Source organism: Pseudomonas sp. 8_5_2 (genome assembly GCF_059295255.1).
Genome location: NZ_CM181238.1, coordinates 353,211 through 369,767, shown reverse-complemented (window position 1 = coordinate 369,767; position 16,557 = coordinate 353,211). Strand labels below are relative to the sequence as shown.

Below are 16,557 nucleotides of genomic sequence, written 5' to 3'. Positions count from 1 at the left end.
GAGGTGGTTACCTGTTCTGGCCTTTTCGCGGGTGAACCCGCTCCCACAGGTTCGGCGCAAGCTTCAAGGCTTGCGAAGTACTTGTGGGAGCGGGTTCACCCGCGAAGAGGCCGGTGCAGGTTATTACAGAACTACAGTCCGATTGGCGTTAAGGAACACTCGCCGCTCGATGTGATAACCCACAGCCCGCGCAAGGGTCAGGCATTCGATATCACGCCCTTTGGCAATCAGGTCTTCCGGGTAATGGCTGTGGTCCACCACTTCGACGCCCTGGGCAATGATCGGCCCTTCGTCCAGGTCGTTATTGATGTAGTGCGCCGTGGCGCCAACCATCTTCACGCCCTTGTTGTACGCCTGGTGATAAGGCTTGGCGCCCTTGAACCCCGGCAACAACGAGTGGTGGATGTTGATCGCCCAGCCATCCAGGCGCCGGCACAGCTCCGGCGACAGCACCTGCATGTAACGGGCAAGCACGACCAGCTCGGCCCCGGTTTCTTCGATCACCTGGATCACCTTGCGCTCCTGCGCAGGCTTGTCCTTGGGATCGAGGGCGAAGTGGTAGTAGGGAATCTTGTGCCACTGCGCCAAGGGCTCGAGGTCGGGGTGGTTGGACACCACTGCCACCACGTCCATGCTCAGCTGGCCAATGCGCTGGCGATACAGCAAGTCGTTAAGGCAATGGTCAGCCTTGGACACCATGATCACCACCTTGGGGCGGTGCTTGGGCGCCGTCAGCTCGAAGGCCATGCCGAACGCACCGCTGCGCTCGGCCAGGCCGGCGCGGAAGCCGACCTCGTCGAAATCGTCCGGCTGGCGGAACTCCACGCGAATGAAGAAGCGCCCCGACAGCCGGTCATCGAAGGAGTGGTGCTCCGTCACGTAGCAGCGCTGCTCGAAGAGGTAACGCGTCACCACGTCGACGGTGCCGAGCATGCTCGGGCAGTCGGCGGTGAGAATCCAGGTATCCGGTGCCCGACTCATGTTCTTCTCCTTAAGCTTCGATGCTCAGGCCGTATTCGGCCGAAGCGTCCTGCAGCCACAGCCACCAGTAGTCGGCGAAGCTGCGGCGAATCACCAGCTCCCAGGTGTCTTCGGCGGTGCGGCGGATCACCAGCTGCGACTTGGCGAACACGGTGCCGACAGCCTTGCCCACCGGGAAGTTGTTCGGATGAACATCATAGCTGGTGGACTTCATCAGCACTTCACGCACGTTCGGGCCGCGCAGTTCCAGCAGGCTTTGCCCGCCGCTGACGTTGACCACCTGGATGTGCTGGCCTTCCAGGGCCGCGCGCAGCTTTTGCTCGACGGCCAGTTCCTGGCCGCCAGGCACGATCAGCAGCCACTCGTCGGGGCCGACCCATTGCAGCGAGGTGTCGCCGCTGGCAACCACGGTCAGGGCCACAGGCAACTCCAGGCCCAGGGCCTTGTGCACGCCTGCGGCGAATTCCGGGTTGTGGCCGTCGCCACGGATGGTCAGGTGGCCGAGGAATTTCTTCTCACGCAGGGTCACGCCTGCGTTCTTGCGGCCTTTGCCAACCAGGCTGGCCAGGTCGGCGTGGTGCAGTGGCGACTGGGCCTTGGCCTCGGCGCCGGGGTTTTGCTGGTAGACGTTGATAGCGCTCATTTCTTACCTGCCTTGAATTCTTGTTCGTCGATGCGACGCCGCTTTTGTGTTGGGGCTACCGGCCTCATCGCCGGCAAGCCAGCTCCCACAGGGACCTCACCAACCTTCAAAACTGCATCGATCCTGTGGGCGCTGGCTTGCCGGCGATTGGGCCTGGCCTGCCCCCACAGGGCCCGGAGTCAAACGTTCTGCCGCTCACCCTTCGGATCGAAGAACACCGAAGACACGATCTCGGCCTCGATCACGCTGCCGTCAGCCTGTGGCGAGTAGACACGCTCGCCCATGCGCTTGAGGCCGCCCTTGACCACACCCATGGCAAACGAATAGCCCAGGGAGTTGTGCGCGTAGCTGGAGGTGACGTGGCCAACCATGTCCATCGGGATCGGCTGTTTCGGATCGAAGACCAGCTGGGCGCCCTCCGGCAGCCACTTGGTTGGGTCGACCGGCTTCAGGCCGACCAGCTGCTTGCGGTTTTCGCGCACGCAGTCTTCGCGGTTCATGCCACGCAGGCCGATCCACGAATACGGCTTGTTGCGGCCCACGCACCAGCTCATGTTCAGGTCGTCCGGGTTCATCGAACCGTCGGTGTCCTGACCAACGATGATGAAGCCCTTCTCGGCACGCAGTACGTGCATGGTCTCGGTGCCGTACGGGGTCAGGTTGTACTTCTTGCCTGCCTCGACGATCTTTTCCAGTACGCCCATGGCGTAGTTGGCCTGCACGTTGACTTCGTACGACAGCTCACCGGTGAACGAAATCCGGAACACACGGGCCGGCACGCCTGCGACGTTGCCTTCCTTCCAGGTCATGAACGGGAAGGCTTCCTTGTCCATGTCGATGTCGGTCAGCTCGCTGAGCAGCTTGCGGCTGTTGGGGCCGGACAGGGTCATGGTGGCCCAGTGGTCGGTGACCGAGGTGAAATACACCTTCAGCTCCGGCCATTCGGTTTGCAGGTACAGCTCCATCCACTGCAGCACGCGTGCAGCGCCGCCGGTGGTGGTGGTCATGATGAAGTGGTTGTCGCCGACGCAGGCGGTGACGCCGTCGTCGAAGACCATGCCGTCTTCCTTGCACATCAGGCCGTAGCGGGCCTTGCCCACGTCGAGCTTGGTCCAGGCGTTGGTGTAGATGCGGTTGAGGAACTCGCGGGCATCCGGGCCCTGGATGTCGATCTTGCCCAGGGTCGAGGCGTCCAGCAGGCCTACGCTGTCGCGCACGGCCTTGCACTCGCGGGCCACCGCGGTGTTGAGGTCTTCACCGGCTTTCGGGAAGTACCAAGGGCGCTTCCACTGGCCGACGTCTTCGAACTCGGCACCGTTCTTCACGTGCCAGGCATGCAGGGCAGTGAAACGCACGGGCTCGAACAGGTGACCACAGTGGCGGCCCGCTACCGCGCCGAAGGTGACCGGCGTGTAGTTGGGGCGGAACATGGTGGTGCCCATTTCCGGGATGGTAATACCGATCGAACGGGCGGCAATGGCCAGACCGTTGATGTTGCCCAGTTTGCCCTGGTCGGTACCGAAGCCCAGCGCGGTGTAGCGTTTTACGTGCTCGACCGACTCGAAGCCTTCGCGGGTGGCCAACTCGATGCCGGCGGCGGTCACGTCGTTCTGCTGGTCGACGAACTGCTTCGGCCCCTTGGTGCCTTTGTCGTGCGGCACCTGGAACAGCGCCACGGTGGCCTCTTCCTTGCGCGCAACGGTTTTCGGCAGGGTGCCGACGCTGGCTTTGAAGCCGGCTTCGGTGGCGGCGCGCGCGCCGCCTTCAAAACCATCGGCAATTACGTCGCCCAAGGCGTAGACGCCGTTGATGCCACCCACGCACTCGCGTTTCTGCGGCGCATCGCCCGGCACGAAGCCAAGAATGTCGTCACGCCATACCGGGCGACCGCCCAGGTGCGAAGCCAGGTGCACGATCGGGCTGTAGCCGCCGGAGGTTGCGATCAGGTCGCACTCAAGGGTTTCGCCTGGGCTGGTGACCTTGTGTGCCTGCACATCGATGGCGGCCACGCGGGCGCCGGTCACATGCTTGCTGCCCTTGGCCTCGACCACGGCGCTGGAGGTGAGGATGCGGATGCCTTTCGCACGCGCTTCTTCAACCAGCGAGCCACGCGGGTTGTGGCGGGCGTCGGCGATAGCGACCACTTGCAGGCCGGCATCGTGCCAGTCCAGCGCGGCGCGGTAGGCGTGGTCGTTGTTGGTCGACAGCACCAGCTTGCGGCCCGGGGCCACGCCGTAGCGGCGAACGTAGGTGGAAACGGCACCCGCCAGCATGTTGCCCGGCACGTCGTTGTTGCCGTACACCAGCGGGCGCTCGTGGGCACCGGCAGCCAGCACCACGCGCTTGGCACGCACACGGTGCACGCGGTGGCGTACCTGGCCGATCGGGGCGCGGTCGCCCAGGTGGTCGGTGAGGCGCTCGTGAATGGTCAGGAAGTTATGGTCGTGGTAGCCGTTGACCGTGGCACGTGGCAGCAGGGTCACTTCCGGCAGGCTTTCCAGCTCTTTGACCACGGCGCTGACCCAGTCGGCGGCAGGCTTGCCGTCGAGGGTTTCGCGGGAGTCGAGCAGGCTACCGCCAAACTCTTCCTGCTCGTCGGCCAGGATCACCCGGGCACCGCTGCGCGCGGCGGCCAGTGCGGCAGCCAGGCCAGCAGGGCCGGCGCCGACGATCAGCACGTCGCAGTGCTGGTTCATGTAGTCGTAGCTGTCCGGGTCGTTCTGCAGCGGCGCACGGCCAAGGCCTGCGGCTTTGCGGATGTACTTCTCGTAAGTCATCCAGAACGATTTCGGGTACATGAAGGTTTTGTAGTAGAACCCCGGCGGCATCATGCTGCCACCAACCTTGCCAAGGATGCCCATGACGTCGTTGTTGACGTTCGGCCAGCCGTTGGTGCTGGTGGCTACAAGACCGGCGTACAGCGCCTGCTGGGTGGCACGCACGTTGGGGATCTGGGTGGCTTCGCTGGAGCCGATCTGCAGGATCGCGTTCGGCTCTTCGGTACCGGCGGCGATGATGCCGCGCGGACGCGAGTACTTGAAGCTGCGGCCAACGATGTCGACGCCGTTGGCCAGCAACGCGGCGGCCAGGCTGTCACCGGCATAACCCTGGTAGGTCTTGCCGTTGAAGGTGAAGTTCAGGACCTTGCTGCGGTCGACACGGCCGCCGCTGGCGAGGCGATAGGTCTGGCTCATACTTTTTCCCCTTGGCCTTTGACGGTCGACGGTGCGCAGGTTGGCTTGCCGCCTTCGGTCACTTGCGGCTTCTCGCCAATCTTGTAGGTTTCCAGAATTTCGTAGGTCACGGTGTTACGGGTGACGTTGAAGTACTGGCGGCAGCCGGCAACGTGGTCCCACAGTTCATGGTGGATACCGCGCGGGTTGTCACGGTAGAACATGTAGGTACCCCACTCCTCGTCGGAGCAGGCGGCAGGGTCCAGCGGGCGGGCGATGTGTGCCTGGCCAGAGGCGTGGAACTCTTCTTCGGAGCGCAGCTCGCCGCAGTGGGGACAGAAAATATGCAACATGACGGTGTCTCCGGTTAGTGGGCGACGGCGGCGGCGCCGTGTTCGTCGATCAGTGCGCCGTTGTAGAAACGGTCCATGGAGAACGGCGCCGCCAGTGGGTGCATTTCGCCCTTGGCCAGGCTCGCGGCGAAGACGTTGCCCGAACCCGGGGTCGCCTTGAAGCCGCCAGTACCCCAACCGCAGTTGAAGAACATGTTCTTGACCGGGGTCTTGGTGATGATCGGGCAAGCGTCCGGCGAGGTGTCGACGATGCCGCCCCACTGGCGGTTCATGCGTACGCGCGAGAGGTTGGGGAACATCTCGACGATGGCCTGCAGGGTGTGCTCGATCACCGGGTACGAACCGCGCTGGCCGTAGCCGACCCAGCCGTCGATACCGGCACCGATCACCAGGTCGCCCTTGTCGGACTGGCTGATGTAGCCGTGCACGGCGTTGGACATGATCACGCTGTCGATGATCGGCTTGATAGGCTCGGAGACCAGCGCTTGCAGCGGGTGCGACTCCAGCGGCAGGCGGAAGCCGGCCAGCTTGGCCATGTGCCCGGAGTTACCGGCGGTGACCACGCCTACGCGCTTGGCGCCGATGAAGCCTTTGTTGGTTTCAACACCGATGACCGCGCCGTTTTCCTTGCGAAAGCCAATTACTTCGGTCTGCTGGATGAGGTCGACACCCAAGGCGTCGGCGGCACGGGCATAGCCCCAGGCCACGGCGTCGTGACGAGCCACGCCACCACGGCGCTGAACGGTCGCGCCGAGGATCGGGTAACGGGTGTTCTTCGAGCAGTCCAGGTACGGGATTTCAGCCGCGACCTGGGCGGTGTTCAGCAGTTCGCCATCGACGCCGTTGAGGCGGTTGGCGCTGACGCGGCGCTCGGAGTCACGAATGTCCTGCAGGGTGTGGCACAGGTTGTAGACGCCACGCTGGGAGAACATCACGTTGTAGTTGATGTCCTGGGACAGCCCTTCCCACAGCTTCATGGCGTGCTCATAGAGCTGCGCCGATTCGTCCCACAGATAGTTGGAACGCACGATGGTCGTGTTACGGGCAGTGTTGCCGCCGCCCAGGTAGCCCTTTTCGATTACTGCGACGTTGGTGATGCCGTGCTCTTTGGCCAGGTAGTAGGCCGTGGCCAGACCATGGCCGCCACCGCCGACGATAACCACGTCGTAAACCTTTTTAGGGGTTGGCGTGCGCCACATGCGCTGCCAGTTCTCGTGGTGGCTGAGGGAGTGTTTGAAGAGGCCGAAGCCCGAGTAGCGTTGCATGGTCGTTTACTCCACTCAGCGGTAAACAGGGAAATCTGCGCACAGCGCCGCGACGTTCTTCGCCACATCGGCTTCGACGTCTGCGTCACCGAGGTTGTCGAGGATGTCGCAGATCCAGCCGGCCAGGGCCACGCACTGCGCAACCTTGAAGCCACGGGTGGTCACGGCCGGGGTGCCGATGCGCAGGCCCGAGGTGACGAACGGCGACTGTGGGTCGTTCGGCACGGCGTTCTTGTTGACGGTGATGTGCGCGCGGCCCAGGGCGGCGTCGGCGTCTTTGCCGGTGAGCCCCTGGCGAATCAGGCTGACCAGGAACAGGTGGTTGTCGGTACCGTCGGACACCACGTCGTAGCCACGGTCGATGAACACCTGAGCCATGGCCTGGGCGTTTTCGATCACTTGCTTCTGGTACACCTTGAACTCAGGCTCCAGCGCTTCCTTGAAGCACACCGCCTTGGCGGCGATCACGTGCATCAGCGGGCCACCCTGGGCGCCCGGGAATACGGCGGCGTTGAGCTTTTTCTCGATCTCTTCGTTGGACTTGGCCAGGATCAGGCCACCACGTGGGCCGCGCAGGGTCTTGTGGGTGGTGGTGGTGACCACGTCGGCGAACGGGATCGGGTTCGGGTACAGGCCAGCGGCAACCAGGCCGGCAACGTGGGCCATGTCGACGAACAGCAGCGCCCCGACCTTGTCGGCGATGGCGCGGAAGCGTGGGAAGTCGAGGGTCTTGGAGTAGGCCGAGAAGCCGGCAACGATCATCTTCGGCTTGTGCTCGACCGCCAGGCGCTCGACTTCGTCGTAGTCGATCAGGCCGGTGTCGGTGTTGATGCCGTATTGCACAGCGTTGTACAGCTTGCCCGAGGACGACACCTTGGCGCCGTGGGTCAGGTGGCCGCCGTGGGCCAGGCTCATGCCCAGGATGGTGTCACCGGCCTGCAGCAGGGCCAGGTACACCGCGCCGTTGGCCGACGAGCCGGAGTGTGGCTGGACGTTGGCGTAGTCGGCGCCGAACAGCTGCTTGGCGCGCTCGATGGCCAGTGCCTCGACTTTGTCCACATGCTCGCAGCCACCGTAGTAGCGCTTGCCCGGGTAGCCTTCGGCGTACTTGTTGGTCAGGCCGCTGCCTTGGGCCTGCATCACACGCTTGGAGGTGTAGTTCTCCGAGGCGATCAGCTCGATGTGGTCTTCCTGGCGCTGTTCTTCGGCATTCATCGCCGCCAGCAGTGCATCGTCATAACCCTGGATCTGGTCTTGCTTGCTGAACATCGTGTATCTCCCGGCAGCGATCGTTTTTGTCGTAGAGCACTGTGGCCCTTTGTGGCGATGTTATGACTGGCCGGGGCAGGTCAGATGCCTGCGCACGCCTTGCAATGGCGCGTTTACGACATTCGTTTTGCACTGGGCTCTCTGACCCCATCGCCGGCAAGCCAGCTCCCACAGAAAATGCGCTGCCCTCAGGCCTTGTGGAGCGCCTGTGGGAGCTGGCTTGCCGGCGATAGGGCCTGTACAGGCAAAGCTGAAACCAACCGATGCACCGCTTGTATAGGCAACCGCTGAATCGATGGTTTAGAGTGCTGTTCTGCGTCGTTCACAGGACAGGGTCATGACCGATAAGAGCCAACAATTCGCCAGCGACAACTATTCCGGCATCTGCCCCGAAGCCTGGGCTGCCATGGAAAAGGCCAACCACGGCCACGACCGCGCCTACGGCGACGACCAGTGGACCGAGCGCGCCGCGCAGTACTTCCGCGAGCTGTTCGAAACCGACTGCGAGGTGTTCTTCGCCTTCAACGGCACCGCCGCCAACTCGCTGGCCCTGGCCTCGCTGTGCCAGAGCTACCACAGCGTGATCTGCTCCGAGACCGCTCACGTCGAAACCGATGAATGCGGCGCGCCGGAGTTCTTCTCCAACGGTTCCAAGCTGCTGACCGCGCCCAGCGTCAACGGCAAGCTGACACCCGAATCCATCCGCGAAGTGGCGCTCAAGCGCCAGGACATCCACTACCCCAAACCGCGTGTGGTCACCCTTACCCAGGCCACCGAGGTGGGTACCGTCTATCGCCCCGATGAGCTGAAGGCGATCAGCGCCACCTGCAAGGAGCTTGGCCTGAACCTGCACATGGACGGCGCGCGCTTTACCAATGCCTGCGCGTTTCTCGGTTGCAGCCCGGCCGAGCTGACCTGGAAGGCCGGTGTCGACGTGTTGTGCTTTGGCGGCACCAAGAACGGCATGGCGGTGGGTGAGGCGATTCTGTTCTTCAACCGCCAGCTGGCTGAGGACTTCGACTACCGCTGTAAGCAGGCTGGGCAGTTGGCGTCGAAGATGCGCTTTTTGTCGGCGCCGTGGGTAGGGCTGCTCGAAGATGGCGCCTGGCTGCGCCATGGCAACCATGCCAACCATTGCGCGCAGTTGCTCGCCTCGCTGGTGAGTGATCTGCCGGGCGTGGAGCTGATGTTCCCGGTAGAGGCCAACGGGGTGTTCCTGCAGATGCCTGAGCAGGCCATTGAAGCGCTGCGCGGCAAGGGCTGGCGGTTCTATACCTTTATTGGCAGCGGTGGGGCGCGGTTCATGTGCTCGTGGGATACCGAGGAAGAGCGGGTGCGTGAGCTGGCGGCGGATATCCGCAGCATCATTACTGCCTGACAGATTGCTGGGGCTGCTCCGCAGCCCAGTGGCGCGGCTCCCACAGGGCTTGAATCCTGTGCGGTCGGTGTGGGAGCTGGCTTGCCGGCGATGGGCTGCGCAGCAGCCCCGACTATCTAAAGCCTGAACCCACCCATCTGCCGCGCCAAGTCATCGGCCAAGCCACGCAAAGCCTGGCATTCCTCCCGGCACCCCTGCACTTCTGCCGCCGTCTCCCGCGCCAGGTCGGAAATGCCCTGCACCGTCCGGTTGATCTCCTCGGTCACCGCCGACTGCTCCTCGGTCGCCGTGGCCACCTGATGGTTCATGTCGCTGATGTGTTCCACCTGATCGGTAATCGCGCCCAGCGACGCCCCGGTGCGCTGGCTCGACTCCACCCCGCTGCCGGTCGCCTGCTGCCCCGCCTGCATCGAACTCACCGCCGAGCCTGCGCCCTGTTTCAAGCGCTGGATCATCTGCTGCACTTCATCGGTGGACAGCTGCGTGCGCCGCGCCAGCGTTCGCACTTCGTCAGCCACCACCGCAAACCCGCGACCCATCTCCCCGGCACGCGCGGCCTCGATGGCGGCGTTCAGCGCCAGCAGGTTGGTCTGCTCGGAAATACTACGAATTACCGCCAATACTTCATCGATAGAGGCGACTTCATCTGCCAACTGGCTTACCGCATCGGCGGCCTTGCCGATATCCCCGGACATGCCTTCGATACCCTGGATCGAACGCCGCACTACCTCGCGCGCCTGCAGCGCCTCATCACGTGCCGACTGTGATGCCTGAGCCGCCTCGCCAGCATTGCGGGCGATGTCCTGCACGGTCAGGCCCATTTCATGTACGGCGGTGGCGACCATTTCGGTCATTTCCTGCTGCCGCCCGGAACGCTCTGCGGTGTTGTCCACAACCTGAGTCACCTGCTCCACGGCACGGTGCAGCCGGTCAGAGGTACTCAACACTTCACTGATCAGGCTGCGCTGGCTGTCGAGGAAGCGGTTGAAACCACGGGCCAGGTCGCCCAGTTCATCCTGACGTGCATCATCCAGCCGGTGGCTGAGGTCACCCGCGCCGCTGCCGATCTGCACCAGCGCAGCGGTGACACGGCGTAACGGCCTCACCAGGCCACGGGCCAGAAGCACCACCAGCAGCAGCGACACCAAAGCCACGACACCACCGACCAGACTGGTCAGCCACACCGCCTGATGCATCTGTGCGTAGATTTCCGACTCCGGCACCTCGGCCACCAGGGTCCAGTCAAGATCGCGCAAAGGCAGGCCAAGCGCCAGGAAGGGCTCGCCATCTCGGCTGAAACGGCTACTGCGCAGGCCTTCACCGCCGGTCATCACGGCCTTGGCCGCATCCGCACCAAGCTGCTCGGTGAGTTGGCGCTTGCCGCTGAAGGCGTTGTCCGGGTGAACCTGGATCAAGCCATCGTTACGCACCAGAAAAACCTTGCCGTGCTCGCCGAAGCTGAAGTCGTGAATCAGCCTGGACAGCTCGGTCATCAGCAGACCCATGCCAGCCACGCCGACAAGCTGGCCGTTTTTTTCCACGCGGTAGTCGATGAACAGCGCCAGCTCACCGGTGGCACCGTCGATGTCGATGTTGATCAGGCGCTCGGCGCCGCTGTCGATGTAGCCATAGAACCACTTGTCTTTGGGGTTACTGCGGCTGAGGGTGCGATCCAGGCCGTTCTCGTTGTAGTAGTGACCGGTTCCGGTCGACACAAACAGCGTGGTGAAGGCGTGATTGCGCTGCTTGGCAGCTTGCAGGTATTCGAGAAAATGAGGGGCCTGGGCGGGGTCTTCACCGGTCGCAAGCCAGTCGCGCAGCAGGGTATTGCCGGCAATGTCCGCCGCCGCCGTGAGCGGCTGGCCGAGCATGCGCTCGATGTCGTTGCGGATAGCTTCGATGCTGGCCGGGAGCGCGGTGTCGACCAGGTAGCGCTCGGTAAGGCGGTTGAGCGCCACGGTGAAGATGATGACCACCACCAGGATGCTCGCCAGCAGGGCGGCGCCCATGCTGGTGATCAACTGCCACTGGATGCTTCTACGCCAGATACCCATGCCCTACTCCCCGCACATTATTGTTGTGCGGAAAGTGTATACACTTGCGTATCCAGTTAATCCAGTGATCTAAGACAATCAGGCGCGCCCTGTAGGAGCGGGTTCGGCGCACCGATGAACCCGCTCCCACAGGCGCCCCCGGCTATCGATCAGGACTCTGCGATGGTCCGAACGATGGCATCGACGGTAGCGTCGATCTGCGCCTGGGTGCGCTCAAGCGTCTTGCGGTGTTCATTCTGCAGGTCAACCTGCTTGGAACACAGGTTCAGAGCGGCCAGCACCAGCAGCTTGTCGCCGATCAAGGTCGGATACTGGCGCTTGGTTTCGTTCAAGGCGGTGTTGAGCATCCGCACCGCCTGGGCAAGCGTCTCTTCCTGGCCTTCGGGTGCCTTGATCGAATAATCGATGCCGAGGATCGACACCACATTGATCGGCTGCTCTTGCAGTCTCATGCGCCGACGACACCCGCGCTGGCACGCTCAACCAGAGCCTGGATGCGTGCAGCGGTAGCACCGTTCTTTTCTTCCTGCTCCATCAGCGACAGCTGCAGGGTTTCGTTTTCTTCCTTGGCCTGGGCCAGTTCCTGGCCAAGGGCGGAGTTCTGCTCGGTGAGTTGAGCGTTTTTCTGCATCAGGTCGCTGACCAGTTGCTCGATTTGATTCAGGGATGCTTCCAGCATGGGTCTATCTCAGGTTGTTGCGAGGGGCGCACACGATAAAGAAAAGTACGGCCCATCGCCATTAAATATCAGATTCATAAGGTGTCTAACCCGCAGATTGACAGGGTATCTGCCCCCTTGTTCCGATCTGGGTCAACCGCCGGTCAGGAAAAAGATAGCCACCTCACAAAATTGACCCTGTCGCACTCAAGACTCACCGGTCACGACCGATAGCCCGGCAAGTCTTGTTTTGTCGCACTTTTGCGCACTCTTTCTCCCTTGCCTGGATCCTCCCCTCCATGTCTCTACGCAACATGAATATCGCCCCGCGCGCGTTGCTCGGCTTTGCGCTCATCGGCGTGCTGATGCTCGGCCTCGGTATCTTCTCGCTGATACAAATGGGCAACATTCGCCAGGCCGGCGTCGCCATCGAACAGGTCAGCGTGCCGAGTATCAAGATTCTCGACGAACTCACCGCGCTGAACCTGCGCATGCGCACCCTTTCCTACCGCCTGCTGCTCAACCGCGAGCCAGAGACCCAGCGCGATACCCTCAACCTGCTGGATCAGCGCAACACCCAGATCGACCGAGCGCGCCAGGCTTACCTGCCGATGATCGGTGCCGCCGACGAGCAGGCCGCGTTCGACCAGTACGGCCAATTGCTCAGCCAGTACCGCCAGCTGGAATCGCGCATGCGCAGCCTGAGCCAGGCCGACCGCCTTGATGAGCTGCGCGACCTGCTGAACCGCGACCTGCTGGCCAACTCCGAGCAGATCAACAAGGTCATGGACACCCTGGTGCGCATCAACACCGACCAGACCCGCGCCACCAACGCGAAAGCCGCCAGCCAGTATGCCGCCGCCTTCGCCCTGGTGATCGGGCTGCTGATTGCAGCCACGGTGCTGACCTTCCTTTGCGCATTCCTGCTGACGCGCAGCATCGTCAGGCCCATTGAAGAGGCACTGAAGTCGGCCGAACAGGTTGCCGACGGTGACCTGACCCACGTCATTCGCGCCGAAGGTACCGACGAAGCCGCCCGACTGCTGCGCGCCATGGCCCGCATGCAGGACAAGCTGCGCGACACCTTGCAACAGATCGCCGGTTCCGCCACCCAGTTGGCGTCGGCTGCCGAAGAGCTGAATGCAGTCACTGATGAAAGTGCCCGTGGCCTGCAACAACAGAACAACGAAATCGAACAGGCAGCCACGGCCGTTACGGAAATGACCAGTGCGGTGGAAGAAGTGGCACGTAATGCCGTAAGCACCTCCGAAGCGTCCAGTGAAGCCAGCCGCTCGACCGGTGACGGTCGTGACCTGGTGATGGAAACCGTGGGCGCCATCGAGCGCATGAGTGGTGATGTGCAAGCCACTGCCAAGCTGATCACCCACCTGGCCGAGCAGTCGCGTGATATCGGCAAGGTGCTGGACGTGATCCGTGGCTTGGCCGATCAAACCAACCTGCTGGCGCTTAACGCTGCTATCGAAGCCGCGCGTGCGGGTGAGGCGGGCCGTGGTTTTGCCGTAGTGGCCGATGAAGTGCGGGCGCTGGCCCACCGTACCCAGCAGTCGACCAGCGAAATCGAGCGGATGATCGGCAGTATTCAGGGCGGTACTGAGGAAGCGGTGGAGTCGATGCGCACCAGCACCGAACGCGCCGAATCGACGCTGAACATCGCCCGTGGTGCGGGCATGGCGCTGGATACCATTGCCGGTGCCGTGGCGCAGATCAACGAGCGTAACCTGGTGATCGCCAGCGCGGCAGAAGAACAGGCCCAAGTGGCGCGGGAGGTGGACCGCAACCTGGTGAATATCAATGACCTGTCGGTGCAGAGTGCTACCGGGGCGCATCAGACCAGCGCGGCTAGCGCCGAGCTGTCGCGTCTGGCTGTTGACCTTAATGGTCTGGTAGCCCGTTTCCGTACCTGACTTCTAAAAGCCGGGGCCGCTTTGCGGCCCATCGCCGGCAAGCCAGCTCCCACACCGACCGCGCAACTCTCCTGGCTTGTGCAGTACCTGTGGGAGCCGCGCTTGTCGTGGCGACGAACCGCGTCGATGGGCTGCGAAGCAGCCCCAGCAACTTCAGATCAGTAATCGATCCGCACATCCCCTTTCGGCACACTGCAGCACGACAGGATGTAGCCCTCGGCTTCGTCCTCTTCGGTAATGCCGCCGTTGTGGTCCATTTCCACCTCGCCGCCCAGCTTCAGAACCTTGCACGTACCGCAAATGCCCATGCCGCACGCTTTCGGGATCATCAGCCCGACCTTGGCCGCCGCCGCATGCACGGTCTCGCCCGGGGCGATGCGAATGCTCTTCTCGCTGCCGATGAACTCCACCAGGTTCAGGTCGGAAACATCCAGCTCCGGCGCATCGGCCGCCTGCTCGGCATGCTCAACCGCATCGGCCTTGGCCTCCGCCGGGGTCGCACCGAACGATTCTTCGTGATAATTCTTCATGTCGAAGCCGACCGCCTCGAGCATGCGCTTGACCGCTGTCATGTACGGCGTCGGGCCGCAGCAGAACACCACACGCTCCATGTAGTCCGGCGCGATCAGCTCCATCAACCGCTGGTTCAGGTAACCGCGATAGCCGGCCCACGGCTCGCCCAGCCCATGCTTCTCGCAAATGATGTGCAGGCTGAAGTTGGGAATGCGCGAGGCCATCTGTTCCAGCTCGCGGTGGTAGATGATGTCCTTCGGCGAACGCGCACTGTGCACGAACACCATGTCGACATTGGCGTTGGTGTCGTAGAACCACCGCGCCATCGACATGACCGGGGTGATACCGACACCACCGGACAGGTACAACGCCTTGCCGGCCGGGAAGTCGATGGCGTTGAACAACCCCACCGGGCCATGCACTGGCAGCTCGGCGCCCTCGTGCATGGTGTCGTGCAGGAAGTTGGACACCTGGCCGCCCGGCACGCGCTTGACGGTGATCGAGAAGCTGTAGGGCACCGACGGCGAACTGGAGATGGTGTACGAGCGCATCACCGGCTTGCCTTCGATTTCCAGCTCGAGGGTGACGAACTGCCCCGGCTTGAAGAAGAACATGATCGGCTGGTCTGCCATGAAGCAGAAGGTGCGCACGTCCCAGGTCTCCTGGATGACCTTGACGCAGCGCACGATGTGGCGGCCGTTGGCCCAGGTCTGGGTGGTGACCGGATTGAGGAAGGTATCGGACATGTTCATCTCCAGCGGCCGACTATGGCCCTTTTCATGGCTCCGATAATGCTCAACCCGTGAGCGACGTACATTCCTGCCAGCGACATCGGCGTGCTTATCGCGACCAGCCCCGCAATACAAGGGCTGGGGCGTCGTTATTCAAATCGGCCATGTCGTCCATGGATACGGTTCGCGGCGTCTTCGGACGCACACTCCACGGCAAAACAACTAGCTGCTTTTCAAGAGCAACCTTGCGGCACCACAACAACGATTAGCCACCTTTTGCCGGCCGCACACGGCCCCGAGGAATACACGATGGACGTCACCGCAACCCTGAGCCTGGGCGATCCACTGGAACCTGCACGCAAGGCCACCGCCGAGATGTTGCAGACCCGCGAGCGCACCTACTCGCTGCCCCAGCCTTTCTACACCGACGAGCGTCTGTTCCAGATCGACATGCAGGAGATCTTCCAGAAAGAATGGCTGATCGCCGGCATGACTTGCGAAATCCCGGCAAAAGGCAACTACATCACCCTGCAGATCGGCAAGAACCCGATCCTGGTGGTGCGCGGTGCCGAAGGCAAGGTGCATGCCTTCCACAACGTATGCCGCCACCGCGGTTCGCGGCTGTGCGTGAGCGACAAGGGCAAAGTGGCCAAGCTGGTCTGCCACTACCACCAGTGGACCTATGAGCTGGACGGCCGCCTGCTGTTCGCCGGCACCGAAATGGGCGCCGACTTCGACATGAAGGAATACGGCCTGAAACCGGTACACGTGAAGGTTTCCGGCGGATACATCTTCATCAGCCTGGCGGAAAACCCGCCTGCCATCGACGAGTTCCTGGGCACCCTCGAGCACTACATGGAACCGTACGACATGGAGAACACCAAGGTGGCCGTGCACACCACCCTGATGGAAAAGGCCAACTGGAAACTGGTGCTGGAAAACAACCGCGAGTGCTACCACTGCAGCGGTTCGCACCCGGAACTGCTGCAAACCCTGCTGGAGTGGGACGACACCAACGACCCGCGCGCCAGCCAGGAATTCAAGGACCACGTGGCCAGCTCTGCCGCCGCCTGGGAAGCCGAGAAAATCCCTTACCTGCACAAAAGCCACGGCCTGCGTAACCGCATCGTGCGCATGCCGCTGCTCAAGGGCACCGTGTCGATGACCATGGACGGCAAGCAGGCCTGCCAGAAGCTGATGGGCCGCATCAAGAACCCGGACCTGGGTTCGATGCGCATCCTGCACCTGCCGCACTCGTGGAACCACTGCATGGGTGACCACATCATCGTCTTCACCGTGTGGCCGATCAGCGCCCAGGAAACCATGGTCACCACCAAGTGGCTGGTGCACAAGGATGCCGTGGAAGGCGTGGACTACGACCCTGAGCGCATGCGCAAAGTGTGGGACGCTACCAACGACCAGGACCGTCGCCTGGCGGAAGAGAACCAGCGCGGGATCAACTCTACCGCTTACCAGCCGGGCCCGTACTCGAAGACTTACGAGTTTGGTGTGGTCAACTTCATTGACTGGTATAGCCAGCGGGTTCTTGAGAACCTGGGGGCGGAGCCGGCACCTTATCTGAAGGAAGTGCAGGCGCAGTAATCAATGATGAAC

At 62.7% G+C, this 16,557-nt stretch carries 13 protein-coding genes and 2 pseudogenes; 4 read left to right on the top strand and 11 right to left on the bottom strand.

What is annotated here, in order from left to right:
• Window positions 1-123: 123 nt before the first annotated feature.
• From purU to AC5O5R_RS01560, 6 genes are all read right to left on the bottom strand, one after another.
• Window positions 124-981, bottom strand: a complete 858-nt coding sequence (gene purU / locus AC5O5R_RS01585) for a formyltetrahydrofolate deformylase (RefSeq protein ID WP_172221478.1) — start codon at window positions 979-981, stop codon at window positions 124-126.
• Between the two features lie 10 nt (window positions 982-991).
• The gene (locus AC5O5R_RS01580; protein WP_172221475.1) at window positions 992-1,624 is read right to left on the bottom strand and encodes a sarcosine oxidase subunit gamma; all 633 of its coding nucleotides are present in this window, start codon (window positions 1,622-1,624) and stop codon (window positions 992-994) included.
• Window positions 1,625-1,803: 179 nt separating this feature from the next.
• The gene (locus AC5O5R_RS01575; protein WP_172221472.1) at window positions 1,804-4,818 is read right to left on the bottom strand and encodes a sarcosine oxidase subunit alpha; all 3,015 of its coding nucleotides are present in this window, start codon (window positions 4,816-4,818) and stop codon (window positions 1,804-1,806) included.
• Complete coding sequence (locus tag AC5O5R_RS01570) at window positions 4,815-5,150, bottom strand: sarcosine oxidase subunit delta (RefSeq protein WP_172221470.1); 336 nt, start codon at window positions 5,148-5,150, stop codon at window positions 4,815-4,817. The genes AC5O5R_RS01575 and AC5O5R_RS01570 overlap by 4 nt, the downstream gene beginning before the upstream one ends.
• Before the next feature lie 14 nt (window positions 5,151-5,164).
• Window positions 5,165-6,415 (bottom strand): sarcosine oxidase subunit beta family protein, encoded by a 1,251-nt coding sequence (locus AC5O5R_RS01565; protein WP_016484536.1) that lies wholly within the window; start codon window positions 6,413-6,415, stop codon window positions 5,165-5,167.
• Between the two features lie 15 nt (window positions 6,416-6,430).
• Window positions 6,431-7,684 (bottom strand): serine hydroxymethyltransferase, encoded by a 1,254-nt coding sequence (locus tag AC5O5R_RS01560; protein ID WP_172221467.1) that lies wholly within the window; start codon window positions 7,682-7,684, stop codon window positions 6,431-6,433.
• Between the two features lie 337 nt (window positions 7,685-8,021).
• Here AC5O5R_RS01560 and AC5O5R_RS01555 point away from each other — a divergent pair, with 337 nt between their 5' ends.
• Complete coding sequence (locus AC5O5R_RS01555) at window positions 8,022-9,062, top strand: threonine aldolase family protein (RefSeq protein WP_172221464.1); 1,041 nt, start codon at window positions 8,022-8,024, stop codon at window positions 9,060-9,062.
• 116 nt (window positions 9,063-9,178) lie between these two features.
• Here AC5O5R_RS01555 and AC5O5R_RS01550 read toward each other — a convergent pair whose 3' ends face one another.
• The 4 genes and pseudogenes from AC5O5R_RS01550 to AC5O5R_RS01535 all read right to left on the bottom strand — a co-directional run bounded on the left by AC5O5R_RS01550 (window position 9,179) and on the right by AC5O5R_RS01535 (window position 11,795).
• Window positions 9,179-9,907, bottom strand: a complete 729-nt coding sequence (locus AC5O5R_RS01550) for a methyl-accepting chemotaxis protein (protein WP_494515456.1) — start codon at window positions 9,905-9,907, stop codon at window positions 9,179-9,181.
• 135 nt (window positions 9,908-10,042) lie between these two features.
• Window positions 10,043-11,071: pseudogene (locus AC5O5R_RS01545) on the bottom strand (HAMP domain-containing protein); the annotation flags it as partial.
• Window positions 11,072-11,265: 194 nt separating this feature from the next.
• Complete coding sequence (locus tag AC5O5R_RS01540; RefSeq protein ID WP_172221458.1) at window positions 11,266-11,568, bottom strand: cell division protein ZapA; 303 nt, start codon at window positions 11,566-11,568, stop codon at window positions 11,266-11,268.
• A complete protein-coding gene (locus AC5O5R_RS01535) occupies window positions 11,565-11,795 on the bottom strand; it encodes a hypothetical protein (protein ID WP_172221455.1) in 231 nt (76 codons plus the stop codon). Before AC5O5R_RS01535 ends, AC5O5R_RS01540 begins: the two co-directional genes overlap by 4 nt.
• A gap of 278 nt (window positions 11,796-12,073) precedes the next feature.
• Between AC5O5R_RS01535 and AC5O5R_RS01530 the strand changes: the two are divergent.
• Window positions 12,074-12,844 (top strand): annotated as a pseudogene (locus AC5O5R_RS01530) (MCP four helix bundle domain-containing protein); the annotation flags it as partial.
• Complete coding sequence (locus AC5O5R_RS01525) at window positions 12,827-13,699, top strand: methyl-accepting chemotaxis protein (protein WP_404943662.1); 873 nt, start codon at window positions 12,827-12,829, stop codon at window positions 13,697-13,699. The pseudogene AC5O5R_RS01530 and the gene AC5O5R_RS01525, both read left to right, overlap by 18 nt.
• Window positions 13,700-13,857: 158 nt before the next feature.
• Here the strand turns inward: AC5O5R_RS01525 and gbcB are convergent, their stop codons facing one another.
• The gene (gene gbcB, locus AC5O5R_RS01520; protein ID WP_172221449.1) at window positions 13,858-14,958 is read right to left on the bottom strand and encodes a glycine betaine monooxygenase reductase subunit; all 1,101 of its coding nucleotides are present in this window, start codon (window positions 14,956-14,958) and stop codon (window positions 13,858-13,860) included.
• 294 nt (window positions 14,959-15,252) lie between these two features.
• On the opposite strand from gbcB, the gene gbca reads away from it, so the two are divergent.
• On the top strand, window positions 15,253-16,545 hold the full coding sequence (gene gbca, locus AC5O5R_RS01515; protein ID WP_172285252.1) for a glycine betaine monooxygenase oxygenase subunit: 1,293 nt from the start codon (window positions 15,253-15,255) through the stop codon (window positions 16,543-16,545).
• The last annotated feature ends 12 nt before the right edge of the window (window positions 16,546-16,557 follow it).